The sequence below is a fragment of the Rhizobium sp. 3T7 genome (assembly GCF_020166565.1).
Classification (GTDB): Bacteria; Pseudomonadota; Alphaproteobacteria; order Rhizobiales; family Rhizobiaceae; genus Rhizobium.
Genome location: NZ_JAIQXS010000011.1, coordinates 88,645 through 112,036, shown reverse-complemented (window position 1 = coordinate 112,036; position 23,392 = coordinate 88,645). Strand labels below are relative to the sequence as shown.

Here is a 23,392-nt window from a genome sequence, read left to right as displayed (position 1 = left end):
GCCTATATAAGCAGCGAATAGAGTTTCGCGGCGAGAAGGCATGATTTTGAACGAGAAAAGACTTCGGACGGCACTCGTGACCGGGGCGGCCAAAAGAATAGGCAGGGCGATAGTCGAGGATCTGGCCGCGAATGGCTTTTTGGTTGCGATACACGCCAGCCGTTCGATTGAGGCGGCTGAGAATTTCGCGGCGGAATTGCGGCAAAGCGGTTCCCGGGCGGTTGCCGTGCAAGCTGACCTCGAGAAAATTGACGAGACAAGCGATCTCATACGGAAGGTCTCAGAGACGCTTGGACCGATCGATCTGCTTGTCAACAATGCATCTGTTTTCCACGAAGATTCCGTCCGCCATATCGACGCTAAGGCCTGGGACGAGCATTTCGCCGTCCATGTCCGCGCGCCCTCGATTCTCTCGGCGAACTTTGCGGCGCAACTGCCCGAACAGGCGGATGGTCTGATCGTTAACATTATCGACCAGCGCGTCTGGGCGCTGCGACCGAGCTTCTATTCCTATACACTGTCGAAGTCAGCCTTGTGGACCGCGACGCAGACCATGGCGCAGGCGCTCGCGCCGCGCATCCGCGTCAACGCCATCGGGCCCGGCCCCTCGATGCCAAGCGAACGGCAGTCGCAAGAAGACTTCCAAGCGCAGGTTTCAGCGCTTATCCTCAAGCGAGGGCCGAAGCTCGAGGAATTCGGAAAAACGATTCGCTTCCTCTACGAAACGCCCTCAATCACCGGTCAAATGATTGCCCTCGACGGCGGCCAGCACCTTGCCTGGCAGACGCCCGATGTGGCGGAGATTATGGAATGAACTCAAGAAAGCTGCCGGACGGCGGCGTTCTTTACGACGAAACGGACGAAAGCGACGACGATATTGAAGTGGAGAGCGAGGCCTCCGCTGCGCCGATTTCGGGTGCGATCGATTGGAACGAAGGCGGGGTCAACGAAACCGGCCTCGTCGGTGCCGAACTGATTGCCGAATTTGTCAAACGGCTGCCGAACAGTCCGGGTGTCTACCGCATGTTCAACGAGGCCGGCGACGTCCTCTATGTCGGCAAGGCCCGCAGTCTGAAGAAGCGCGTTAGCAATTATGCGCTCGGCCGCGTGCACTCCAACCGTATCGCGCAAATGGTGCGCCTGACGGCGAACATGGAGTTCGTAACGACGCGCACCGAAACCGAAGCGCTGCTCTTGGAAGCGAATCTGATCAAGCGCTTGCGGCCACGCTTTAATGTGCTGCTGCGCGACGACAAGTCGTTTCCCTACATCTTGATCACGGGCGACCACCGCGCCCCGGCGATCTTCAAACACCGCGGCGCCCGCGCCCGCAAGGGCGACTATTTCGGCCCCTTTGCGTCAGCTGGCGCCGTCGGTCGGACGATCAACTCGCTGCAGCGCGCCTTCCTCATTCGCACCTGTACCGACAGCGTTTTCGAGACGCGCACCCGCCCCTGTCTTCTCTATCAGATCAAGCGTTGTTCCGGGCCATGCACGCGTGAGATCAGCGACGAGGGCTACAGCGAGCTCGTTCAGGAGGCCAAGGACTTCCTTTCCGGCAAGAGCCAGAAGGTGAAGGAACATATGGCCGAGGCGATGAACCTCGCGGCGGAGGATCTCGACTTCGAACGCGCCGCCGTCTACCGCGACCGCCTGGCCTCGCTCTCGCATGTTTCCAGCCACCAGGGCATCAATCCGGCGGGCGTGGAAGAGGCGGATGTCTTCGCCATCCATCATGAAGGCGGCGTCTCCTGTATCCAGGTGTTCTTCTTCCGCACCGGACAGAACTGGGGCAACCGCGCCTACTTCCCAAAGGCTGATCCGCAACTATCGGCAGCCGAGGTGCTGAACGCCTTCCTGGCGCAATTCTATGACGACAAGCCAGTGCCGAAGCAGATCCTGCTGTCGGAGACAGTCGAGGAAATCGAATTGCTTGCCGCCGCGCTCGGCGAAAAAACCGGACATAAGGTGTCCATCCTCGTGCCACAGCGCGGAGAGAAGCGTGATCTGGTCGAGCATGTGATCGCCAACGCACGCGAGGCGCACGGTCGAAAGCTCGCGGAGACGGCTTCGCAGTCACGCCTGCTCGAGGGCTTCAAGGAGACGTTCCGGCTTCCCTATACGCCGCAGCGCGTCGAAATCTACGACAACTCCCACATCATGGGCACCAACGCGGTCGGCGGCATGGTGGTGGCGGGCCCGGAAGGCTTCGTGAAGAACCAGTACCGAAAGTTCAACATCAAATCGACCGACATCACACCGGGCGACGACTTCGGTATGATGCGCGAAGTGATGACCCGTCGCTTTTCCCGGCTAATGAAGGAAGAGGGAATTCCGGACCGTAGCCAGCAGGCACCGCCGGCAGATGCAGCCGACATGTCCTTCCCCGCCTGGCCCGACGTCATCCTGATCGACGGCGGACAGGGACAGATGACGGCCGTGCGCGCCATCCTTGAGGAGCTCGGGATTACCGACAGCGTGATCGCCATCGGCGTCGCTAAGGGAGTCGACCGAGACGCTGGGCGCGAGCGCTTCTTCCCGCCGGGACGCGAGAGCTTCACCCTGCCGCCGCGCGACCCCGTCCTCTATTTCATTCAGCGCATGCGTGACGAGGCCCACCGCTTCGCCATTGGCTCGCATCGTGCCCGGCGCAAGAAGGAGATGGTTAAGAATCCGCTCGACGAGATCGGCGGGATCGGGCCGTCGCGCAAGCGCGCCCTGCTGCAGCATTTCGGAACCGCCAAGGCGGTCTCCCGCGCCGCTCTTTCCGACCTGATGGCCGTCGAGGGCATTTCTGAGACCGTCGCCAAGCAGGTTTACAACCATTTTCACGACGACGCCGCGAAATAGGTGGAGACGGTCGCAAATTCCACGCAAAGGCAGCGAAAAAAAAGAAACAATGTTGACGCTTTGCGGGCAAAGCCGTCATCTACGGGCACATCACTTCAGAGACATGTTTCATGGCATCGCGCGCTTATAACATACCGAACCTGCTGACCTACGGCCGCATTCTGGCAGTGCCGCTGATCGTGCTGTGCTTCTTTCTCGAAGGAAAGCTTGCGATCAGCAATACGGCGCGATGGGTGGCGCTGTGGATCTTCGTCATCGCGTCGATCACCGACTTTCTCGACGGCTATCTCGCCCGCATCTGGAATCAGACATCGAACATCGGCCGGATGCTCGACCCGATTGCCGACAAGCTGCTGGTCGCGTCCATTCTCCTGCTGGTGGCCGCCGACCAGACGATCGCCGGCTGGTCCATTTGGGCAGCGATCACCATTCTCTGCCGCGAGATCCTTGTCTCCGGATTGCGCGAATACCTGGCGGCCCTCAAGGTCAGCGTGCCCGTGACCCGGATTGCCAAGTGGAAGACGACGGTACAACTGGTCGCGATCGCATTCCTGCTGGCCGGCCCTGCTGGTGACGAAATATTCCCCTATACGACGAAGACCGGCATCGGCCTTCTCTGGATCGCAGCGATTCTGACGATCTACACCGGCTACGACTATTTCCGGGCCGGCCTGAAGCACATCGTGGATGATGAAGAATGACAAAGCTCGTCTATTTCGCCTGGGTGCGCGAACGGATCGGCAAGGCTGAAGAAGAGATAGCCCTGCCCTCTTCCGTCGTTACCGTTGCCGATCTTCTGAATCATTTGAAGACGATGGGCGAAGAATATGAGACCGCGCTTCAGTTTCCCGACGTCATTCGCGTCGCGATCGACCAGGAGCATGTCGAGCACGACGAGCCGATCGGGAATGCCAGGGAGATCGGCATTTTCCCGCCGATGACCGGAGGCTGACGTGAGCAGCAAGGTCGAGCCCGATATTCGCGTCCAGCGCGAGGATTTCGACCTTCAGGCGGAAGTCGATCGGCTCAGCACGCGTGCCAGCGGCATAGGCGCGATCGTGACATTCTCCGGCTTGTGCCGTGACGAAGGCGGCAGGCTCGCAGCGCTCGAACTCGAACATTATCCTGGCATGGCCGAGGCGGAGATGAGCCGGATCGCCAGCCTTGCGATCGAACGCTTCGGGCTCCTCGGCCTGACGGCGATCCACCGCTACGGCACGATCGCTGCGCGGGAGAATATCGTGCTCGTCGTCGCCGCTGCGCCCCATAGACAGGCTGCATTCGACGGTGCGAATTTCGTGATGGACTACCTGAAGACAGCCGCTCCCTTCTGGAAGAAGGAGCACGGCAAGGATGGCGCTACGGGCGAATGGGTTGCGGCCAGGGACGCGGATGACGCCGCACGCGACAAGTGGAAATAATCAGGGTATCGCTCGCTCCCTCCTGCTGAGGACGAGAAGAAGCACAAGCAGCGAGAACACCACAAGATCGCGCCAGAGATAGGGGCCGTAGGCGCTCCACATCGTCTCCGCGACACCGAGACCGGCCGCGCCGGCGGCCGACTTGAACGGGTCCGAATATCCGCCGACGGCAGCAACCATCAAGACCTTGAGGCCGAACATCAGACCGGCACCGAAATCCATCGTGCCGTAGTAGAAAGTGGCGAGGATGCCACATGCTGTGGTAATCAAGCCTGCCGCCGCGTAGGCAACGAGGAAGACGCGATCGGCGCTGGTGCCGCATAGTTCCGCCGCGAGAGGATCATCGGTGACGGCCCGCCACAGGCGCCCCCAGGACGTCCCCCTCATGATAATAACGCCAAGCGCGATCATGGCGCACATCAATCCAGTATTGATGAGTTGGATCTCCGTAAGCGCAACCTTGAACGCCCCGTCGCTCCAGAACACAACGACGCTGTTCAGGAAGGGCGAAAGCCACAGGCTTTTCGTGTCGGATGCAAGCCTGGCCGTTTCCATGAGGACAATGGTGATGCCGAGCGCCGCCACGATCACTGTGTTCGAGGACTGGCGGACCAGCGGCAGCATGATGGAGCGGCCGATCCAGGCCGCCGCCAGCATTGAATAGATTAACGAGAACAGCGTCCCCATTGCCAGGGCGGCCGGCAGGATCAGCCAGAGCCTGTTGTAGCCGAGGTCGGTGAAGAGCAGCAGGATCTGACCCGAGAAGGCGAAGATCGCCCCATAGGTGATATCGGCGCGCTTGGTGACCCCAAAGGCGATGGCGTAGCCGAACGCGAGCGCAGCGTAGAGTGCAGCCACAGGGACCGCGTTCGCCAATTGCTGCAGCAGATAGGCCATAAAGAACTCCCGATTGCAGAAATCATAACTAGCAAAACGTATTTTACCAGTTATATTTTCATCATGAGCTTTTCCTGGACCCCACACCGCTTTTCCGGAGGCGCATTGGCACTGGATGTCGCCAACAGCGTCGTCCTGAGGCATGACGAGACGCGGCGGATCGACCGTTTCGAAGCACCCGCCCAACTGGAAACCTTTCCGCAGGCTGCAGCGGAGTTCTGCGCGGAGCGGGCGATCTTCGGTGACATGGTTGGTCCGACACCACATAACAAAAGGAACTTCCTGGAGTTGCGCGAGGCGACGGATAGGTATTTCCGGGCTCGCGTCTCAGGCGACAACGACGACCAGCTGCTCGCCACCCTTCTGGAGGCGCTGGCACGCACGCTGCGCGGCGCCAGTGACGCAAACGGGCTCGACGCGGCCACCGCACATTCGGTGTTGCGGCTGATCGCGATGCAGGATCCCGAGCGGATGAAGATCTGCCGCAATTGCGGCTGGCTCTTCATCGACCGTAGCAAGAACAGAAGTCGCGCCTGGTGCGACATGGCGGTGTGCGGCAATCGCGCCAAGGCGAGCCGCCACTATCGCCGGAGGAAAGAGGAGGAGGCGCCATGAAAGCGCTATCGATGGCCGTTTTCGTTGCAGCCGCAATGCTGACGGGGTGCCAGCGAGAGACCGACAAGCTGGTAGAGGTCAGTGGTCGCGTCTTCGTTTTCAACTACCGGATCGCGGTTGCGACCTATGTCGTGACCCTCAACAAGAAGGCGCCGATCCCGGAAGGCACCGTCGCCATCGCGGAATTCGAGAACCCTGCGGGCGGCGACGTGTTAGTGACCAGTGAAAAGATCTATCCGTTCTGGGACAAGATCACGCTGCAGAGCCCGGCAATTCATTGCGTCAAGAAGGACAAGCCTTACGCCGTGAGCGTGCGCCTTGTCGATGCCAAGGGAGAGACGTTGCAAAGCCTGAAGACCGAGGTAATTTCGAGCCTTGACCAGTCTGTCATGCCCGGTAAGCCACTGGTCGTTGGGCCGTTCTATACGAAGAACCCTGAGGTCTTCAAACCGGACGGCACCGTAGACTACGATTCCGCTGCGACCTGTCCTTCAACGTAAAAAGCCGGAGCACAGCCCCGGCTTTCAGCGTCAATTCAACAGTTTCAGCGGTTTCGCTGAGAGCCTGAATCAGCCGACGATTTCGGTGTCGGAGAACCAGTACTTGATTTCCTGAGCAGCGGTTTCCGGAGCGTCCGAGCCGTGAACCGAATTTTCGCCGATCGACAGGGCGTGAACCTTGCGGATCGTGCCTTCGTCAGCATTGGCCGGGTTGGTCGCACCCATGACTTCGCGGTTCTTGAGGATCGCGTTTTCGCCTTCCAGGACCTGAACGATGGTCGGGCCGGAGGTCATGGTTTCAACAAGTTCACCGAAGAACGGGCGATCCTTGTGAACGGCGTAGAAGCCTTCCGCTTCGCGCTTGCTCATCCAGACGCGCTTGGAAGCGACGACGCGCAGGCCGGCGTCTTCGAGAATCTTGGTGATGGCGCCCGTCAGGTTGCGCTTCGTTGCGTCCGGCTTGATCATCGAGAAAGTGCGTTCAATCGCCATTGGTCAAAATCCTTTATTCCGTGGGAAAAGTGGGCGGTGTTTACCCGTCTGATAGCCCGAAAACAAGTGGGCATCGGCAATTTCACGCCGCTGTCATGTTCCAGCCTACCGTCCGACCATCATCAACTTTCATGGTCTTATCAAAGATGATTGACCTAAATTGCCTTAACATCAGCTGCCAAATGGAGGCAGGAGAGAAAATGCTGAAACAATATAGGATGTTTGCGGATTACAATCGTTGGGCCAACGCGATCGTATACGCCGCCGCGTCCGAACTGACAGAGGCGGAATTTCAGGAAAATCGGGGTGCCTTTTTTGGTTCGCTGCAGAGAACACTCAACCATCTCCTGGCGGCCGATCGGATCTGGATGAAGCGCTTTACCGGCACCGGCGATGCCCCTTCAACGCTCGACAGCGTGCTTCACGAGGATCTTCCGTCACTACTCGGGGCCCGTCAAATCGAAGACCAGCGGATCATAAACTGGATAGATACGCTCGATGAATCCTCTCTTGCTGCGAACTTCACCTACATGCCGATCATCCAGCCGATCGAGATCAGGCAACCGCTGTGGTCGGGCCTCTCACATTTCTTTAATCATCAAACCCATCACCGTGGCCAATGCCACATGACGCTGACGGCGCTCGGAAAAGCCAGTCTCGGCCTCGACCTCGCATACTACCTGCGCGCAGACGGCAAACGATGGCTCGACAACTGAGTATCAAGCACCCATTAACCGCGTCACAAGAACCACCCGGGCGCACACCCCCTCAGACGGTCGGGATTCAACCTATCTTAAGCCATTGCACGCATAGGAAGAACAACGCCAGGCCGAAGAGGGCCGAAGAGCGAAGGGGACGGTCATGCGACATGCAGCATCGGATTTACAGGTGCAACGCGAAGCCTCACGCCCAGGCTCTGGAACGGACATCCAACGCGTCAGCCAGCATATCACGCGTCTCGGCATTGCGGGCCTGCCTCGCAACTACGAACTCCTGTACGAGGCAATCATCGGGCAGAACGCAGCCTTGGCACAGGATATCGCATCCCTCGGCTCGGCTCCGAACCAGGCTTCCCTCGATGATCTCGGCCTGAAGTACCGTCTCGTCAGTCATTGCGGCATGATCGACAGCACGTCCCAGGCAGAGGCCGCCAAACTCCTGCGTGAGGCAGCAGAGCACCTTGCCGACTGCCTTATCCACAGACGAGCGTTCACGCGGGCGGCAGAAACCGTATTGAACTCAATCGTCGACGATCCGCAACAGAGCCTGTCCTCTCTGATGAACGAGGTGGAGTATCTCTCGCAAGCGCTTGAGGAAGCGACAAGCGGAGAAACGGCGCTGCAGACGAAGCTGCAAGCCGATCTCGAACGGCTTGAGACGCTGGCACGCGGTGTGGCGGCGGCGCAGGTTGCCTCCGCGACCGACAAACTGACAGGCCTGCCGAACCGTATCGCGCTCAACAAGGCAATCGCCGATCTTTATGAACGCAACGAAGGCTTCGCCGGCAGCGCTCTCATCATGGTCGATATCGATGACTTCAAGGCATTCAATAGTCGCTACGGCACACACACCGGCAGCCGGCTGTTGAAGAAGCTGGCGGACATCTTCCGTAAATCAATCAAGAAGAATGACGTTGTCGCGCGAACGGACGGTGACGAATTCTCCTTTCTGTTTGCCAATGTCGGCATGCAAGAGGCCGTCGTGATTGCTGAACGCCTGCGCACGTCGGCGGAGGACAACCTGGTCTTCGCGACCTCCGACAACAGCACCGGGACGAGACTGACGATTTCACTCGGGATCGCGCTGAGCGCCGACGCAGCGACGGCATCGCAGTTGCAGGCAAATGCGCGTGTCGCACTCTACGCTGCCCAATCAAACCGCCGGCAGCCCCTGCAAGCGTTTGGGCGCTGAGCGCCGGCCTCAAGCTTTCATCCGCCCCAAGGCCACCATGCGCTTATGCGCAAAGTACTGCGCCCTCATTCTCCCGCCGCCAGTCGAAGCACTGACTGTCTTCCAACGACCGCAAAGCGACCGAGGATATCCTCAAGGCGTTCGGCCTCCGTCGTGAGCAGGCGGGCCGCGGAAGTCGAGTCCTCAACCATCGCAGCATTCTTCTGCGTGATCGCATCAATCGCACCGATTGCCGAACCAATCTCGCCGAGAGCAGCTGACTGTTCGCGTGCCCCCTCGACGATGGCGTCGATGTGCACGCGAATATCCGTAACGCTCTCGGCGATCAGCGTCAGCGTGTGTCCAGTATCGTTTACCAGGGAGACGCCTTCCCGCACCTGCGCATCCGAACAGGCAATCAGCGTCTTGATCTCGCGCGCGGCGACCGCGGAGCGCTGTGCCAGTTCGCGAACCTCTTGAGCGACGACTGCAAATCCCTTGCCCGCTTCGCCAGCTCGCGCCGCCTCGACGCCCGCATTCAAGGCGAGAAGGTTGGTCTGAAACGCGATCTCGTCGATGACCCCAACGATATTGCCGATTTCCCTGGCTGATCCCTCTATTCTCCCCATGGCACCAACGGCGGCAACCACCACAGCGTTGGACTTCTGCGCCACCTCAACGGTTTGCGCCACCAGCTGCCCCGCCTCCTCCGCGCGCTTCGCCGATTGTTGGACGGTTCCCACGATCTGCGTGACGGCAGCCGCGGTCTCCTCAACCGATGCAGCCTGCCGTTCTGCACGCCGGGCAAGATCGTTGTTGGAATCGCGGATCGACGACGAACTGGAGCGAACGGCCCTGGCTGCATCGCCGACCGTCAACATGACCTCCTGCAGATTCGCGGCAGACAGGTTGAAAGCCGTACGCAAGCGCTCGAGATCACCAGCGAAGGGTTGCTGCAACCGGAACAGTAGATCACCATTTGCCAAAGCGGCAAGGGCTTCATCGAGCCGCCTGACAGCAAAGAGCGTCTGTTCGGCTTGCTCGATGCGCTCGCGGTCCCGCGTAGCGCGCTCGTCCGCCGCACGCGCTTCCGTCTCCATCATCTTGATTCCCATTTCCTCGGCAGCCCTTTGGGCTGCCGTCGCCCGCTCGGCCGCCTCTTCCGCGGTTTCCACAGACGCGAGCGCTTTGGCTACTCGGTGAACGAGGGCGACTAGCACAGCACTCTGCAGGACCAGAACCGTCGCATGCAGAAGCACGCGCGTGAAATCCGAGGTTCCGGGAAAAACCGCCACCGGCAACAGGAAGAAAAGCACCAGGTGATGGACCGCAACGACGGCGGCATAGGCGATGATGGCGCGCCAATCGATCCATGCCGCGCAGATCGCCAGCGATGCGAAGAAATACATATGGATGTCAATCTGCAGCGGCGAGCCGCTGAAACTGTACACGAGCAAGGCGACGAGCGCCGCGTGTGCCATGGACGATACCACACGGGTGACAGCACCTGCTCGATCAATGAGCCAGAGAATGGTTGCCAACGCCACAATGGCGACGCCGCAGAGAGTAACCACCATTGCCGGCAGGCTGGAATAGGCGAACAGTCTGAGGGCCAGAAGGCCCAGATCTATCCAGAGCAGCAGCAGAATGCCACCGGCGACGCGCATGCGCAGGCTGTCGATCGATTTCATACATTCCCCCTCATCAAACAACTCTCGGTCATCCAGTGGTTAGTAACGAGCAGCGCTCCATGCCTGAGGAGGCGCTGCGCGAAATCGGCATGGTCGGAATGGGCGACTGCCATCCATGGGTAGCGTCCTTCCGCGATATATTGCCCGCCCGCTTCGCCGATCATTTGGTGCATTTGCGCTGCCCGAATGTCGGGCGAGGCGATAACGACGACGAACGGGCCGGTGGGAAAGAGCAAGGCGACGGCTGAAAGCAGGCAGATGAAGGTAAAACTCGCGACCACCACGAGAATATCGGCGTTGCGGGACATGAATGCCTATCCTTCAATCCGCGCCGACATCGCACGAGCCCACCGCCGAAACAATCATGGCGTGCAATGCACTTCAACACACGCCAATTAGAAAAAGGTTACGAAAGTTATGTAACTTTCCGCCACATCGTGCCGTCCGGCTTCGCGGCGCCCTTGCCTTCGGCCAAGAGTTCCGACAAAACCCGACCCATGATCACGATTTCCGATATTTCCGCGCGCGTTGCCGGCCGCCTCCTTCTCGATCACGCCAGCGTTTCGTTACCGGCCGGCACCAAGGCCGGCCTCGTGGGCCGCAATGGTGCGGGCAAGTCCACGCTTTTTCGGGTCATCACCGGCGACTTGGCTTCGGAAAGCGGTTCGATATCTATCCCGAAAAATGCCCGCATCGGTCAGGTGGCGCAGGAAGCACCAGGAACAGAAGACGCGCTGATTGAAATCGTACTGGCAGCCGACAAGGAGCGCTCAGCCTTGCTGGCGGAGGCGGAAAGCGCCACAGATCCGCACCGCATCGCCGAAATCCAGATGCGGCTGGTCGATATCGACGCGCATTCTGCGGAAGCGCGCGCCGCCGCCATTCTGGCCGGCCTCGGCTTCGATCAGGAAGCGCAGTCGCGATCGGCCTCGTCCTTTTCAGGCGGCTGGCGGATGCGCGTCGCCCTCGCTGCGGTTCTATTTTCCGAGCCCGACCTGCTGCTCCTCGACGAGCCGACCAACTATCTCGACCTCGAAGGCACATTGTGGCTCGAGGATTATGTGCGCCGATATCCGCACACGGTTATCATCATCAGCCATGACCGTGACCTGCTGAACAACGCCGTCAACGCGATCGTCCACCTCGATCAGAAGAAGCTCACCTTCTATCGCGGCGGCTACGATCAGTTCGAAAGGCAGAAGACCGAAGCCGACGAGTTGCAGACAAAGGCACGAGCAAAGAACGAGGCTGCGCGCAAACACCTGCAGAGCTTCATCGATCGCTTCAAGGCGAAAGCCTCCAAGGCGCGCCAGGCGCAGAGCCGTGTCAAGGCGTTGGAGCGCATGGGCACAGTGGCAGCCGTCATCGAAGATCACGTACAGCCGATCACCTTCCCCGAGCCGGAAAAGCAGCCGGCCTCCCCCATAGTTGCCATCAGCGGTGGCGCGGTCGGCTATGAGCCCGGCAAGCCGATCTTGAGAGGCCTCAATCTGCGTATCGACAACGACGATCGCATCGCACTGCTCGGCTCCAACGGCAACGGCAAATCCACCTTCGCGAAATTCATTTCCGGCCGCCTGTCGGCAGAGGCAGGAGAAGTCAAGCTCGCGCCAAACCTGAAGATCGGCTTCTTCGCGCAGCATCAACTCGAGGACCTGATCCCCGACCAGTCACCGGTCGAGCATGTGCGCCGCTTGATGCTGGATGCGCCGGAAGCAAAGGTGCGGGCGCGTGTCGCCCAGATGGGCCTTGCAACCGAAAAGATGTCCACGGCGGCAAAGGATCTCTCCGGTGGCGAGAAAGCCCGCTTGCTGATGGGTCTCGCCGCCTTCCACGCGCCGAATTTGCTGATTCTCGACGAGCCGACGAACCATCTCGACATTGACAGCCGGCGGGCACTCATCGAGGCGCTAAACGACTACGAGGGCGCCGTCATCCTGATCTCCCACGACCGCCATCTTATCGAGGCGACAGTCGATCGATTGTGGCTCGTCAACAACGGCACCGTGACGACTTTTGATGGCGATATGGATGAGTACCGCGACCTCGTCGTCGCGTCGGGCAAAAAAAAGGATGAGAAGCCTCAACTCGCTGAAGAGTCCGCCTCGAAGGCGGACCAGCGCAAGCTGAATGCCGAAAAGCGAGCTTCGTTGGCGCCGCTCAAGAAAAAAATCAACGAAATCGAATCCTTGACCGGCAAGCTGGAGAAACTGATTCAGGCGCTTGATGCAGAACTTGCGGATCCGCTGCTGTACGAGAAAGCGCCCGCAAAAGCTGCCGAGAAAGCCAAACAGCGTGGCGAGGCTGCCGCAAAGCTCGCTGTGGCTGAAGAGCAGTGGCTGGAGCTTTCGTCGGAATACGAGGAAGCCATGGCCGGATAGCCACAGCTCTACTAGAGCTAGTCGGACACCGCACTATTCGGTTCATTCCCGGACGATCGAAACCGATCGACAACGATAATCATCAAGGTTGTCTCAACATTACAAGCGCGGCCGCGGCATCATTCTCATGCACGACATCCACAATCGCACCGCGACAATGCTGTCGACGCTTCTTTCAACGCTCGAGGCCGAGGGGTATAAGGTCGTGACGCTGCAGTTCAAGAAGCCGACAGCGCCCGCCGAGATGGCGTCTCTCTGATGGGGCTATCGACGCTTGCCCGCCGGTTTCTTTCTGTTAAAACAGGCGCAAAATAAATCATACTTTTGAGCGAAACACCGAACGCGAGCCACCAGCATGTCACCTATCAACCTCGCCATCGTTGGCGTCGGCAAGATCGTCCGCGACCAGCACCTTCCTTCGATCTCCAAGAATTCCGACTTCAAGCTCGTTGCAACGGCGAGCCGCCATGGCACCGTCGAGGGTATCCAGAGCTTCACCACGATCGATGCGATGCTCGATGCAGTCCCGGCGATCGACGCAGTTTCCCTCTGCATGCCGCCGCAATACCGCTACGAAGCGGCACATAAGGCGCTTTCCGCCGGCAAGCACGTCTTTCTCGAAAAACCTCCGGGCGCAACGCTGAGCGAAGTGGCCGATCTTGAAAGTCTCGCTGCAAGCAAGGGCGTTTCGCTGTTTGCGAGCTGGCATTCGCGCTATGCGGCGGCCGTTGAAGCCACGAAGTCCTTCCTCGCGTCGACGACGATCAAGAGCGTTCACGTCATCTGGAAGGAAGATGTTCGCCATTGGCATCCAAACCAGGACTGGATCTGGCAGGCCGGTGGCCTCGGTGTCTTCGACCCGGGCATCAACGCCCTTTCGATCGTCACCCACATTCTGCCGAAAGCGATCTTCCTCACGGGCGCAACGCTCGAATTCCCGGAAAATCGTGACGCACCGATTGCTGCCGATCTGCATTTCAAGAACGCTGATGACGTGCCTGTTTATGCCGAATTCGACTGGCGACAAACCGGCAAGCAGAGTTGGGACATCCTCGCGGAAACGGACGCCGGCCATGTGCAGCTTGCGGAAGGCGGTTCCAAGCTGTCGATCAATGGCGAGCTGAAGTTCTCGGCGCCGGAAGAGGAATATCCGGCGCTCTACCGTCGCTTCGCGGAAATCGTCAAGGCCGGCAAATCCGACGTCGATCTCGCGCCTCTTCGCCATGTTGCCGACGCGTTCATGCTCGGCAAGCGCAAATTCGTCGACGCTTTTCACGATTGATAGAAACGTGCCGAACCTCCTAATATTGTGAAGAGCTCGCGGTCTGTCACGGAGGTTCGGAATGCGAGACGATGCGTCCTACGGTCTTGGCTTGAAGAACATGACGGTTTCTCTCGCCGAACCCAATACCCTGTGGCAACAAGCCTATGCCAACGAGGCGCAAGCCATCCGACAAGTGCTCGGGGACATCGCAATCGACATGCAGCACGTCGGTAGCACCGCCATTCCTGGTATCAAGGCAAAGCCGATCATTGACATACTTGTCGGTGTCAAACACTTGGATGACGGTCCGCGCTGCATCGGCGCCATGGAAGCAATAGGCTACGACTATGCCGGTGGCGACATCGTTCCTGACGATCACATCTTCGGCCGCGGCATCAAGAATGAAAGCCGGACCCATCTGGTTCATGTCGTGGAGTATCGTGGCGACAACTGGAACCGGATGATCGCCTTTCGCGACGCCTTGCGCAGCGATGTCGGGCTCGCACGTGCCTACGAGCAGTTGAAGGTTGGCTTGGCCGGAGAGCATGCAGAAAGCCGCGCGCAATATACCAAGGCAAAGCAGGCTTTCATCGACGAGGTCGTGATGGCTTCCGGCCTGGGCCAATAGAGCTCAGGCCTTCTTCTCCCATCGCCCCTCGGATGTTTGCTGCCAGTATGTCAGGCTGTGCCCCTCACCTTTCAGCTTCTTCCATTGCGCGCGGGCACCTTCCAGCTGCTCTTGGTCGTGACCATCGAACATGAAGACGATCCGCTGATAGGTTTGAACTGGAGGTGGCTCCGCCCCATCGACAATAAACCGAACTGCCGCGGCGTTGGCATTCCCTTCGGAAACCGTGAGGAGAACCGGCTGATTTGCTGCCAGGCCCCCCTCATCAGTGCCATGCGGCAGGAAGCTATCCTCGCGAAATGTCCAGAGATGATGATCGAGCAGGTCGCGCCGCGCCGCGTCTTTCAACTGTACGGCAACCCGCCAGCCGCGCTCGACGCTTTTCTCGAGCAGAGGCGGCAGGGCGTCCTCCAATTTGGATTCTGTCAGATGGTAGAACAGAACTTCCGTCATGACTCGTAGTTGGCGCGCACCAGCTCATCAAGCAGGCGCACGCCGTAGCCGGAGCCCCAGGATTGGTTGATCTCGTCCTGTGGCGACCCCATCGCAGTTCCCGCGATGTCGAGGTGCGCCCAAGGCGTATCCTGCACAAACCGTTTCAGGAAATGAGCCGCGGTGATCGAGCCTGCATGACGGCCGCCGGTGTTCTTCATGTCGGCGAACTTGCTGTCGATCAGCTTGTCATATTCTTTGCCGAGCGGCATGCGCCAGAGCTTCTCGCTCGTCGTCAGCCCAGCCGCAGTCAGCTGCTCAGAGAGCTCGTCATCATTCGAGAACAAGCCGGCATGGACGTTGCCGAGCGCAACAAGAATCGCGCCCGTCAACGTTGCCAAATTGATCATGAATTTGGGCTTGAAGCGGTCGTTACAATACCAGAGCGCATCACACAGCACGAGCCGGCCCTCGGCATCGGTATTGATGACCTCGATCGTCTGACCAGACATCGAGGTGACGATGTCGCCGGGACGCTGGGCGTTTCCGTCGGGCATGTTCTCGACGAGGCCGATGATGCCCACGGCGTTCACGGCCGCCTTACGCGCCGCGAGGACATGCATCAGGCCGGTGACCGCGGCAGCGCCGCCCATGTCGCCTTTCATTTCCTCCATGCCGGCAGCGGGCTTGATCGAAATGCCACCTGTGTCAAAGACGACGCCCTTGCCGATGAAGGCGATCGGGCTTTCATTGTCCTTGCCGCCCTTCCACTGCATGACAGCAAGTCGCGGAGGTCTGACAGAGCCTTGCGCAACGCCCAATAGGGCGCCCATGCCAAGCTTCTGCATCTCCTTCTCGGTCAGGATTTCTACCTCGACGCCGAGCTTCGTCAGTTCGCTCGCCTTGGCGGCAAACTCCACCGGGCCCAGAACATTCGGCGGCTCGTTCACGAGATCGCGCGCCAGATTGACCCCTGCCGCAACGGCTTCCGAGACCTTGAAGGCTTCTGCGGCATCGGTGGCATTTGCGGTAACGATCGTCACTGCCACCCGTCCATTGCGGTTATTGCCGTCCTCGTCCTTCTTCTTGGTTTTGTAAGTGTCGAAGCTGTAAGCGCGCAGAAGCATTCCAAGCCCAAAATCCGCCGCCTCTTTCGCGCTGACGCTGGCGCCCGGCGCATCGACAAAGATCGCGACCTTTTCGGCCTTCTTGATCTTGGACGCCACGACACCACCGGCCTTGAGCCAATCGTGAGCGGTCTGATCCTCCTGCTTGCCAAGGCCAACGACGATAAGCCGCTCGGCTGCCGAACCCTCCGGAGCGACAAGATCCAATACAGTCGTCGCCTTGGCGGAGAAGCCAGCGATCTTTGCCGCTCTCGAGATCACCCCAGTTGGGTCCGCGACCTTGGCCCCGGCGGCAAAATCTGCACCGCTTGTCTGCAGTAGGACCGCGTAGGCACCAGCGATCTCGGCGGAGGTTGCAAATGAAATATCGAACTTGGCTGACATATCTTCTCCAGTGGGATTGTCCTAAATCCGCTTTATCCGATCATTTCGGGTTTCACCCCCGAAGACAAGTCTTCGGACCGAAGACGTGGCCACTCGACTAGCCGCCAACTCGTTAACGGGATGTCATCTTCGGCGCATATTCCTCCCGTGGAACTAAGTCCACAGGAATTCCAAATTGCTCTCTCTTCTGATGTCGGCAAGGACAAGGGCGTCTTGGCGCGTACGGCAGCCTGACGGCGATACCACACATGCGTTCATAGGCCTCTTCTGTCTGTGGTGGCTGCTGCTCCTGCTGTTCAATGCCTTTCCGCAGATCGATATCGACGTGTCGGCGCATTTTTTTGTGCGCGAGGCATGCAGCGCTTCCGCGACTCTCGGGGAAAACTGCGGTTACTTTCCCTATCGGCATGAGACGTACCTTGGGCTCCTGAGAACGCTCTTTTTCCGGCTTCCGTATCTCATCGCCATCGTGTTGCTGTGGAAACTGGTGGAGTGCTATTGGCACTGTGGAACCACTTTCAATGTCACACGCGCCCGCGCATTCAAGATCGCTCTTGGCTCGCTGATCATCGGCCCCGTGATCCTCACAAATCTCATCCTCAAGACATACTGGGGCAGGCCGCGCCCGTCCCAAACGCTGGATTTTGGAGGCTATCTCGACTTCGTGCAGGCGGGCTCCATGGCCGGACGATGCGTGTCGAACTGCTCCTTCATTTCCGGCGAAGCGGCAGGCGCCGGCTGGGTTTTCTGTCTTATCTTCCTGATACCGCAGCCAGCGCGTTCGGCACTTGCACTGCCACTTGCTGCAATCTCGTTTCTGGCGCCCGCCATGCGAGTTGCTTTCGGCGCCCACTATCTTTCGGACGTGGTCCTCGGATGGCTTTCGTCCGTCGTGGTCTTCGCAGGTCTTCTTGCTCTCACCGATTCGCAACAGCGCGAAAAAAAATTGAAATTTGAATGAATTTTCGACGCCCGCTTGTCGCAAAAGCGAACCAAAGAGCGTAGATGGATTTTGCTGCATAGCGGCATCGGTTCGCAAATGGCGTTCAAGGGCATGAATGAAACTGCTTGAAACATACATACTCCGGCGTGTTGGCCAGATGTTTCTCGTTGCCCTGTTGCCGGTGCTCGCGATCATTTGGACGACTCAGGTTCTGCAGCGCGTCAATCTGGTGACCGATAGCGGCCAGTCGATGGGTTCGTTCGCCAAGTTGGCAACGCTGATCCTTCCGTCGATCATTCCCATCGTACTGCCATTCGCGCTTGTCATCGGCGTCACGCAGACGCTGACGACGATGAACAACGATTCGGAACTGACCGTCATCGATGCGGCAGGCGCCAAGCGCAGTATCATCCTGCGCCCGATTCTTATCCTCGCAGCCGTCATCAGCGCCTTTTCGTTTCTGGTGGACAACGTCGTCGAGCCAAAGGCCAAGACCGGCGTTCGCCAGATGGTGGCGGCTGCCTATGCGGATCTGCTCTCCTCCGTTATTGAGGAGAAGAACTTCCGCCGCATCGATACGGGACTTTACGTGCAGATATCGGAGCGACTGGCCGGTCGTGTGCTCAAGGGCTTGTTTGTCGTTGACGAGCGTGACCCTGCATTCGAGCTCATCTACTACGCACGCGAAGGCGCTGTTGACGAGAAGGGCACGTCACTCATCATGCATGATGGCGAGGTTCACCGCAAAACGCAGACCGGCGACGTCTCCGTCATTCGCTTCGATTCCTACTCTTTCGACCTGTCCGATCTGACCCAGAACCGCGGTCAGGCAACGCTTCGTGCATCCGACCGCGAGCTTCCATTCCTGCTTAGTCCGGATCCGAACGACAAGGACTACATCGCCAAGCCCGGCAGTTATCGTGCCGAATTGCACCGCCGTCTGACGGATTGGGCTCTGCCGATGGTGTTTGCGCTGATTTCACTCGCGATTGCCGGCGATGCGCGCTCCCATCGTGAAGGGCGGCTGCATCCGATGGTGGCGGCGCTCATCTTTGCATTCGCGATTCGTTGGGCCTCATTTTACGCAGCAAATCAGATCGACACCGACCCGGAGTATATCGGTGTGCTGTATGCGATTCCCGTGATCGCCAGCCTCCTCGCAATCGCATCTCTGTCGCATCACAAGCGTCTGTCGGTCGTGTCCGCAATGAGCGACGGCATCGCCGCATCTTGGCAGAGATTGCTGCAACGCTTCGGCCGGTCGGCGGATCCCTCCGCGGGAGGCAGTGCATGATCTTCGGGACGCTCGGCCGTTACTTCTTCCGTCGCTATGTGCTGACCACAATGTGGTTCTTTCTCGGCGTGATCGGCATTGTCTACCTCGTGGATTTCAGCGAGACGGCCGGCCGCCTATCGGGCCTTCCCGGCTATACCGTGACCGGGGGCCTCGTGATGACAGCCGTGCGCCTGCCGCTCATCCTGCAGCAGACCGTTCCCTTCATTGCCCTCTTTGTGGGCATGACGGTTTTGATCGGCCTCAACAGAAAATACGAACTGGTCGTGACGCGCGCTGCCGGCATCTCGGTTTGGCAGTTCATGTCGCCCTTCCTTATCGGCGCCTTTTTGCTTGGCGTCCTGGTCATGACTGTCCTCAATCCGCTGGCAGCATGGGGGCAACGCCAGGCGGCCATCGTAGAGAGCAACTGGCGCGGAGAAGGCTCAGCACCGAATACCGCACCGCAAGTTCCGTGGCTTCGGCAGATCAGCGGTAGCGACGATGCGATCATAGGTGCGCATACGGTTCTCGAGAACGGCACGCTACTAATGGATGCGGTATTCGTGCATTTCGATTCGACCGACCACATCATCCTGAGACAGGACGCCGCGTCGGCAAAATTGGAAGATGGTTACTGGCTTCTTAAGAATGTTGTCGAGCGCCGTCCCGGCGAAGTCGCGGCGCGCAAGGATGAGGTGCGTGTCCGCACCAATTTGAAACAGGATTTCGTCCAGCAGAGGCTAACAGCCCCTGAAAGTATTGGATTTTTTGATCTTTCGAGCCGAATCGACGCCGCGAAATCCTTTGGGATTCCGACCAAGGCTCTCGAGACGCAATTTCATTCGTTGTTGTCCCAACCACTGCTACTTGTCGCCATGACTCTCATTGCTGCAACAGTGTCCCTAAAATTTAGCCGGTTCAACCAATCGAGGTCAGTGATTCTGGGTGGAATCCTGTCAGGCTTCGTGCTTTATGTGGTCACCGTGCTTGTAAAAGCATTCGGAAGCAGTGGGGTTGTCCCGCCTTTCGTGGCGACGTGGATTCCGGTCACCGTTGCCTTGGCTTTGGGTGCAACAATTCTGCTTCATCAGGAGGATGGCTAGTGGCGGCAGGCGACCGCAAGACTCTTAGTAAACAGTTGGTTGCCCTGTTCGTAGGCGCAGCTCTGTTTACCTATTCCAATGGCTTTCCTGCTGCCTTCGCGCAGGATGCCCTGCAAGGTTTGAAGCCGAACGTATCGGACGACCAGAAGCTGATTCTGTCGGCAAACGAACTCGTCTATAACAAGGACGCGCAGATCGTTTCGGCCATCGGCGGCGTGCAAATTAACTACGGCGGCTACAGGATGGTGGCGCAGCGCGTAGAGTATAATCAGCAGACCGGGCGCCTGATGGCGCTAGGCAACGTCGAACTCATCGGCCCCGATGGCAACCGCATGTACGCCGACAAGCTTGATGTCACAGACGACTTTGGAAACGGCTTCGTAAACGCACTCAGAATCGAGACCGCCGACAATACGCGCCTGGTTGCTGAAACCGGCGAGCGTGTTGGCGGCACGCAAATGATCCTGAACAAGGGCGTCTATACTGCCTGTTTGCCTTGCGCCGAGAAACCGGAACGGCCTCCCTTCTGGCAGGTCAAGGCTGAGCGTGTCATTCAGGACGGCGTCAAGCACACGATTCGCCTCGAAAAAGCGCGCTTTGAGCTCCTTGGTCATCCACTTGCCTACGTGCCGTGGATCGAAGTCCCCGACAACACCGTGAAGCGGAAGTCCGGCTTCCTCTTTCCTAGCTTTGTCACCGCTCAAAATCTCGGCTTCGGTCTGTCCGTCCCGTATTACTACGTTATTTCGCCAAGCAGCGATATAACGGTGACGGGCACAGGTTATACCACTCAGGGCTTCCTGCTGGACGCGGAATATCGTCAGCGATTCGAAAACGGCACGCACATATTGCGCATGGCTGGTATCAATCAGCTCAGCCCGGAGACCTTTACGCCCGGCACCAGTGATGCCGAAAATGACTTCCGCGGCGTTGTAGCGTCCAAGGGAGATTTCAGGATCAATCCGCGCTGGGCGTTCGGCTGGGACGTTATGGCGCAGAGCGACAATAACTTTTCTCGGACCTATAGTCTAAAAGGGCTGGACAACTCAACGCAGACAAATCAGGTCTACCTGACCGGTCTCGGCAAACGGAATTACTTCGATCTGCGTTCGTTCTATTTCGACGTTCAGGACGCCGATCCGAACGACGTTAAGGAGAAGCAACAGGCGATCGTCTATCCGGTGATGGACTATCACTTCGTGGCGCCGCAGCCGCTAGCCGGGGGCGAACTTTCCGCCGACGTCAACTTCACGAACCTGTCGCGCACCCATGACGACTTCTACAGTGTCGCGGGCTTCGATCGGTTCCGTGGCCTTGAGGGCCAGACGTCCCGCCTGACGGGCGAACTGGAATGGAAGCGGACGTTTGTCACGCCTGAAGGTTTTCTGATCACGCCGTTGCTCGCTGCCCGTGGCGATGCCTTGGCACTGAACATGACGCCACCGCCTACTTCCGGTACGTTTGTCTATGATGGTAATTATGATGACAGCAATGCGGCGACGCGTTCGATGTTTACTGCCGGACTGGAGATGCGCTATCCGATCCTCGGGACGACCGAAAACAGCACGCACCTGTTCGAACCCATCGTTCAAATCTATGCACGGCCTGACGAACGCCTTGCTGGCGGTCTTCCGAATGAAGACGCACAGAGCTTCGTGTTCGATGCGACCAATCTTTTCGAGCGTGACAAGTTCTCCGGCTATGATCGCATCGAAGGCGGCACACGCGCTAATGTCGGCTTCCAGTACACCGGCACGTTCGACAATGGCTACAAACTGCACGGCATATTCGGCCAATCCTACCAGCTGGGCGGCCAGAACTCTTTCGATACAGCCGATCTGGTGAATGTCGGTGCGGATTCCGGTCTGGAAAGTGACGTCTCCGACTTCGTCGGTCTCGGCGGTATCGAAACGCCGCAGGGCCTCGCCCTCGCAGCCTCCTATCGGCTTGACGAAAAGAGCTTGGCTTTCCGTCGCGGCGATTTGACGGCCGGCTTCCAGAACGACAATCTCCAAAGCCAGCTGATCTACACGCATGTCGCAGCCCAGCCAGCGTATGGCTTTGCTGAGGACAACGATGAGATCCAGGCCAAGGGAACTGTTAAGTTCAAGGATTATTGGTCGGTATTTGGCGGCATAGCCTGGGATCTTCAGGACAACAGCATCGTCAGGAAAACATTCGGTCTGACCTATGAGGACGAATGCACGATCTTTACGATCGCATATAGCGAGAAGCGTGATACCACCGCCGAAACCGCTAGCGACTGGAGCATCGGCGCCAGGTTGACCTTCCGCACGCTCGGCGACATCAACCTCGGCGGCGCGGTCGATACCAACACAACCATCTACCAGAATTGACGGCGAGTTCAGTCTTACGGTGAAAGAAAGGGCCTTTCTTTCGCCGTAAGACTATGCAGGACATTGTCGCCAGTTGATATCTGGGGCATATGCTGAATTTTCAATTTAGAGCGGCAGTGCCCGTTTGTCTCGAGAAGGTATGCGCGCCGCGACGTAAATGCGCGGCGTCAATGGGAAGGGTCGATAGATGACTGGCGCAAGAAAAACCGTAACGACGATGATTGCCGGCGCGGCTTTCGCGATGCTGGCGGCTTTTGCCTCGCCTCAGACCGGCTCAGCTTTCGCTGCAAGCGAAGTCACGGTGGTCGTCAATGGCACAGCAATTACCAGCGGTGATGTTGCCAAGCGTCAGGCATTCCTCCGGCTGCAGCACCAGAAGGCAGATGCCAAGGCTGCAGAAGAGCAACTGATCGACCAGACGCTGAAGCAGCAGGAAATCGCGCGCGTGCGCATGTCAGTTTCCAAGGACGACGTCGATGCATCGTTCGCGCGGTTTGCGACCGGCAACAAGCTGACGACCGATCAGATGGCGCAGATTCTCGAACGCGCCGGCGTCGGTGTCGCGCATTTCAAGGCTTTTATTGCCGTGCAGATGAGCTGGCCGCGTCTTGTCAATGCGCGCTACGGCTCAAGCAACCGTATGTCGAATTCCGACCTTGTTGCCCGCATGATGCAGAACAAACAGAAGCCGGAAACCACGGAATATATTCTGCAGCAGATGATCTTCGTCGTCCCGGCCAGCAAGAAGGGCATCGTCGGCAAGCGCAAGAGCGAGGCCGAAGCATCCCGGTCGAAGTATCCGGGTTGCGAGCAGGCCAAGGTGTTTGCCGCAACGATGCGCGACGTATCGGTGCGCGATCTCGGTCGCGTTCTCGCGCCGGAACTTCCGGCCGAATGGAAGCCGCTTGTCGAGCAGGCTAAGGGCAACACGACAGCCACGCGCGTAACGGACAGGGGTGTTGAATACATTGCCATCTGCAGCCAGCGCCAGGTTTCCGATGACCAGGCTGCGGAAATGGTGTTCCGCCAGGAAGATCTCGACAAGGCGAAGGCGGGGAAGAACGCTCCTCCGGAGAATCCGAACGCCCAGAAATACATGGAAGAACTGCGCAAGAAGGCGCAGATCTTGCGTCCCTGAGCA

23 protein-coding genes and 1 pseudogene are annotated in these 23,392 nt (G+C 58.7%); 18 read left to right on the top strand and 6 right to left on the bottom strand.

All coding sequences use genetic code 11. The annotated features are described in order from the left end of the window. The first annotated feature begins 46 nt into the window (after positions 1-46). The 5 genes from K9B32_RS17245 to K9B32_RS17225 all read left to right on the top strand — a co-directional run bounded on the left by K9B32_RS17245 (position 47) and on the right by K9B32_RS17225 (position 4,271). Positions 47-814 (top strand): SDR family oxidoreductase, encoded by a 768-nt coding sequence (locus K9B32_RS17245; protein WP_224564264.1) that lies wholly within the window; start codon positions 47-49, stop codon positions 812-814. Then, positions 811-2,850, top strand: a complete 2,040-nt coding sequence (gene uvrC, locus K9B32_RS17240; RefSeq protein ID WP_224564261.1) for an excinuclease ABC subunit UvrC — start codon at positions 811-813, stop codon at positions 2,848-2,850. Before K9B32_RS17245 ends, uvrC begins: the two co-directional genes overlap by 4 nt. Before the next feature lie 110 nt (positions 2,851-2,960). Beyond that, positions 2,961-3,551 (top strand): CDP-diacylglycerol--glycerol-3-phosphate 3-phosphatidyltransferase, encoded by a 591-nt coding sequence (gene pgsA / locus K9B32_RS17235; RefSeq protein ID WP_007800987.1) that lies wholly within the window; start codon positions 2,961-2,963, stop codon positions 3,549-3,551. Then, on the top strand, positions 3,548-3,802 hold the full coding sequence (gene moaD, locus K9B32_RS17230; RefSeq protein ID WP_132591833.1) for a molybdopterin converting factor subunit 1: 255 nt from the start codon (positions 3,548-3,550) through the stop codon (positions 3,800-3,802). Before pgsA ends, moaD begins: the two co-directional genes overlap by 4 nt. A gap of 1 nt (position 3,803) precedes the next feature. Beyond that, a complete protein-coding gene (locus K9B32_RS17225) occupies positions 3,804-4,271 on the top strand; it encodes a molybdenum cofactor biosynthesis protein MoaE (protein WP_224564258.1) in 468 nt (155 codons plus the stop codon). Here K9B32_RS17225 and K9B32_RS17220 read toward each other — a convergent pair whose 3' ends face one another. After that, the gene (locus K9B32_RS17220) at positions 4,272-5,168 is read right to left on the bottom strand and encodes a branched-chain amino acid ABC transporter permease (protein ID WP_224564255.1); all 897 of its coding nucleotides are present in this window, start codon (positions 5,166-5,168) and stop codon (positions 4,272-4,274) included. It lies immediately after the preceding gene. Between the two features lie 63 nt (positions 5,169-5,231). On the opposite strand from K9B32_RS17220, the gene K9B32_RS17215 reads away from it, so the two are divergent. Both K9B32_RS17215 and K9B32_RS17210 read left to right on the top strand, forming a co-directional pair. Continuing rightward, positions 5,232-5,783 carry a CGNR zinc finger domain-containing protein gene (locus K9B32_RS17215; protein ID WP_037084032.1) on the top strand — a complete coding sequence of 184 codons (552 nt, stop codon included), beginning with the start codon at positions 5,232-5,234 and terminating at the stop codon, positions 5,781-5,783. Continuing rightward, complete coding sequence (locus K9B32_RS17210) at positions 5,780-6,283, top strand: hypothetical protein (protein ID WP_224564252.1); 504 nt, start codon at positions 5,780-5,782, stop codon at positions 6,281-6,283. The genes K9B32_RS17215 and K9B32_RS17210 overlap by 4 nt, the downstream gene beginning before the upstream one ends. A gap of 69 nt (positions 6,284-6,352) precedes the next feature. On the opposite strand, the gene ndk is transcribed toward K9B32_RS17210, so the two are convergent. Continuing rightward, on the bottom strand, positions 6,353-6,775 hold the full coding sequence (ndk, locus tag K9B32_RS17205) for a nucleoside-diphosphate kinase (protein WP_007800975.1): 423 nt from the start codon (positions 6,773-6,775) through the stop codon (positions 6,353-6,355). A 200-nt stretch (positions 6,776-6,975) separates the two neighbouring features. Here ndk and K9B32_RS17200 point away from each other — a divergent pair, with 200 nt between their 5' ends. Further along, positions 6,976-7,491 (top strand): DinB family protein, encoded by a 516-nt coding sequence (locus K9B32_RS17200; RefSeq protein ID WP_224564249.1) that lies wholly within the window; start codon positions 6,976-6,978, stop codon positions 7,489-7,491. A gap of 145 nt (positions 7,492-7,636) precedes the next feature. Then, the gene (locus K9B32_RS17195) at positions 7,637-8,686 is read left to right on the top strand and encodes a sensor domain-containing diguanylate cyclase (RefSeq protein WP_224564247.1); all 1,050 of its coding nucleotides are present in this window, start codon (positions 7,637-7,639) and stop codon (positions 8,684-8,686) included. Positions 8,687-8,751: 65 nt separating this feature from the next. On the opposite strand, the gene K9B32_RS17190 is transcribed toward K9B32_RS17195, so the two are convergent. Beyond that, positions 8,752-10,356, bottom strand: a complete 1,605-nt coding sequence (locus K9B32_RS17190; protein ID WP_224564246.1) for a methyl-accepting chemotaxis protein — start codon at positions 10,354-10,356, stop codon at positions 8,752-8,754. Next, positions 10,353-10,664: a hypothetical protein gene (locus K9B32_RS17185; RefSeq protein ID WP_224564245.1), complete on the bottom strand. Its 312-nt coding sequence runs from the start codon at positions 10,662-10,664 to the stop codon at positions 10,353-10,355. The genes K9B32_RS17190 and K9B32_RS17185 overlap by 4 nt, the downstream gene beginning before the upstream one ends. A gap of 189 nt (positions 10,665-10,853) precedes the next feature. Between K9B32_RS17185 and K9B32_RS17180 the strand changes: the two genes are divergently transcribed. The 4 genes and pseudogenes from K9B32_RS17180 (at position 10,854) to K9B32_RS17165 (ending at position 14,629) form a co-directional block, all read left to right on the top strand. Continuing rightward, positions 10,854-12,737: an ABC-F family ATP-binding cassette domain-containing protein gene (locus K9B32_RS17180; protein ID WP_224564244.1), complete on the top strand. Its 1,884-nt coding sequence runs from the start codon at positions 10,854-10,856 to the stop codon at positions 12,735-12,737. Between the two features lie 100 nt (positions 12,738-12,837). Further along, positions 12,838-12,996 (top strand): annotated as a pseudogene (locus K9B32_RS17175) (polysaccharide deacetylase family protein); the annotation flags it as partial. A 96-nt stretch (positions 12,997-13,092) separates the two neighbouring features. Next, the gene (locus K9B32_RS17170; protein WP_224564243.1) at positions 13,093-14,019 is read left to right on the top strand and encodes a Gfo/Idh/MocA family protein; all 927 of its coding nucleotides are present in this window, start codon (positions 13,093-13,095) and stop codon (positions 14,017-14,019) included. A 61-nt stretch (positions 14,020-14,080) separates the two neighbouring features. Then, the gene (locus K9B32_RS17165; RefSeq protein WP_224564242.1) at positions 14,081-14,629 is read left to right on the top strand and encodes a GrpB family protein; all 549 of its coding nucleotides are present in this window, start codon (positions 14,081-14,083) and stop codon (positions 14,627-14,629) included. Positions 14,630-14,632: 3 nt separating this feature from the next. On the opposite strand, the gene K9B32_RS17160 is transcribed toward K9B32_RS17165, so the two are convergent. Together K9B32_RS17160 and K9B32_RS17155 are read right to left on the bottom strand one after the other, a co-directional pair. Beyond that, positions 14,633-15,082: a DNA polymerase III subunit chi gene (locus K9B32_RS17160; RefSeq protein WP_224564241.1), complete on the bottom strand. Its 450-nt coding sequence runs from the start codon at positions 15,080-15,082 to the stop codon at positions 14,633-14,635. Further along, a complete protein-coding gene (locus K9B32_RS17155; protein WP_224564240.1) occupies positions 15,079-16,572 on the bottom strand; it encodes a leucyl aminopeptidase in 1,494 nt (497 codons plus the stop codon). The genes K9B32_RS17160 and K9B32_RS17155 overlap by 4 nt, the downstream gene beginning before the upstream one ends. Positions 16,573-16,762: 190 nt before the next feature. Here K9B32_RS17155 and K9B32_RS17150 point away from each other — a divergent pair, with 190 nt between their 5' ends. From K9B32_RS17150 to K9B32_RS17130, 5 genes are all read left to right on the top strand, one after another. After that, positions 16,763-17,533, top strand: coding sequence for a phosphatase PAP2 family protein (locus K9B32_RS17150; protein WP_224564378.1), 771 nt, complete (start codon positions 16,763-16,765; stop codon positions 17,531-17,533). Between the two features lie 97 nt (positions 17,534-17,630). Continuing rightward, positions 17,631-18,809, top strand: coding sequence for an LPS export ABC transporter permease LptF (gene lptF / locus K9B32_RS17145; RefSeq protein ID WP_224564238.1), 1,179 nt, complete (start codon positions 17,631-17,633; stop codon positions 18,807-18,809). After that, positions 18,806-19,894: an LPS export ABC transporter permease LptG gene (gene lptG / locus K9B32_RS17140; RefSeq protein ID WP_224564235.1), complete on the top strand. Its 1,089-nt coding sequence runs from the start codon at positions 18,806-18,808 to the stop codon at positions 19,892-19,894. The genes lptF and lptG overlap by 4 nt, the downstream gene beginning before the upstream one ends. After that, complete coding sequence (locus K9B32_RS17135) at positions 19,894-22,251, top strand: LPS-assembly protein LptD (RefSeq protein ID WP_224564232.1); 2,358 nt, start codon at positions 19,894-19,896, stop codon at positions 22,249-22,251. The genes lptG and K9B32_RS17135 overlap by 1 nt, the downstream gene beginning before the upstream one ends. Positions 22,252-22,438: 187 nt before the next feature. Continuing rightward, the gene (locus K9B32_RS17130) at positions 22,439-23,389 is read left to right on the top strand and encodes a peptidylprolyl isomerase (protein WP_224564229.1); all 951 of its coding nucleotides are present in this window, start codon (positions 22,439-22,441) and stop codon (positions 23,387-23,389) included. Positions 23,390-23,392 lie beyond the last annotated feature (3 nt).

Excerpts from the sequence above, each read along its gene's own strand:
- uvrC (WP_224564261.1), top strand. The coding sequence starts at position 811 with ATGAACTCAAGAAAGCTGCCGGACGGCGGCGTTCTTTACGACGAAACG.
- pgsA (WP_007800987.1), top strand. The coding sequence starts at position 2,961 with ATGGCATCGCGCGCTTATAACATACCGAACCTGCTGACCTACGGCCGC.
- moaD (WP_132591833.1), top strand. The coding sequence starts at position 3,548 with ATGACAAAGCTCGTCTATTTCGCCTGGGTGCGCGAACGGATCGGCAAG.
- K9B32_RS17220 (WP_224564255.1), bottom strand. The coding sequence starts at position 5,168 with ATGGCCTATCTGCTGCAGCAATTGGCGAACGCGGTCCCTGTGGCTGCA.
- K9B32_RS17215 (WP_037084032.1), top strand. The coding sequence starts at position 5,232 with ATGAGCTTTTCCTGGACCCCACACCGCTTTTCCGGAGGCGCATTGGCA.
- K9B32_RS17210 (WP_224564252.1), top strand. The coding sequence starts at position 5,780 with ATGAAAGCGCTATCGATGGCCGTTTTCGTTGCAGCCGCAATGCTGACG.
- ndk (WP_007800975.1), bottom strand. The coding sequence starts at position 6,775 with ATGGCGATTGAACGCACTTTCTCGATGATCAAGCCGGACGCAACGAAG.
- K9B32_RS17200 (WP_224564249.1), top strand. The coding sequence starts at position 6,976 with ATGCTGAAACAATATAGGATGTTTGCGGATTACAATCGTTGGGCCAAC.
- K9B32_RS17195 (WP_224564247.1), top strand. The coding sequence starts at position 7,637 with ATGCGACATGCAGCATCGGATTTACAGGTGCAACGCGAAGCCTCACGC.
- K9B32_RS17190 (WP_224564246.1), bottom strand. The coding sequence starts at position 10,356 with ATGAAATCGATCGACAGCCTGCGCATGCGCGTCGCCGGTGGCATTCTG.
- K9B32_RS17185 (WP_224564245.1), bottom strand. The coding sequence starts at position 10,664 with ATGTCCCGCAACGCCGATATTCTCGTGGTGGTCGCGAGTTTTACCTTC.
- K9B32_RS17180 (WP_224564244.1), top strand. The coding sequence starts at position 10,854 with ATGATCACGATTTCCGATATTTCCGCGCGCGTTGCCGGCCGCCTCCTT.
- K9B32_RS17170 (WP_224564243.1), top strand. The coding sequence starts at position 13,093 with ATGTCACCTATCAACCTCGCCATCGTTGGCGTCGGCAAGATCGTCCGC.
- K9B32_RS17165 (WP_224564242.1), top strand. The coding sequence starts at position 14,081 with ATGCGAGACGATGCGTCCTACGGTCTTGGCTTGAAGAACATGACGGTT.
- K9B32_RS17160 (WP_224564241.1), bottom strand. The coding sequence starts at position 15,082 with ATGACGGAAGTTCTGTTCTACCATCTGACAGAATCCAAATTGGAGGAC.
- K9B32_RS17155 (WP_224564240.1), bottom strand. The coding sequence starts at position 16,572 with ATGTCAGCCAAGTTCGATATTTCATTTGCAACCTCCGCCGAGATCGCT.
- K9B32_RS17150 (WP_224564378.1), top strand. The coding sequence starts at position 16,763 with ATGTCGGCAAGGACAAGGGCGTCTTGGCGCGTACGGCAGCCTGACGGC.
- lptF (WP_224564238.1), top strand. The coding sequence starts at position 17,631 with ATGAAACTGCTTGAAACATACATACTCCGGCGTGTTGGCCAGATGTTT.
- lptG (WP_224564235.1), top strand. The coding sequence starts at position 18,806 with ATGATCTTCGGGACGCTCGGCCGTTACTTCTTCCGTCGCTATGTGCTG.
- K9B32_RS17130 (WP_224564229.1), top strand. The coding sequence starts at position 22,439 with ATGACTGGCGCAAGAAAAACCGTAACGACGATGATTGCCGGCGCGGCT.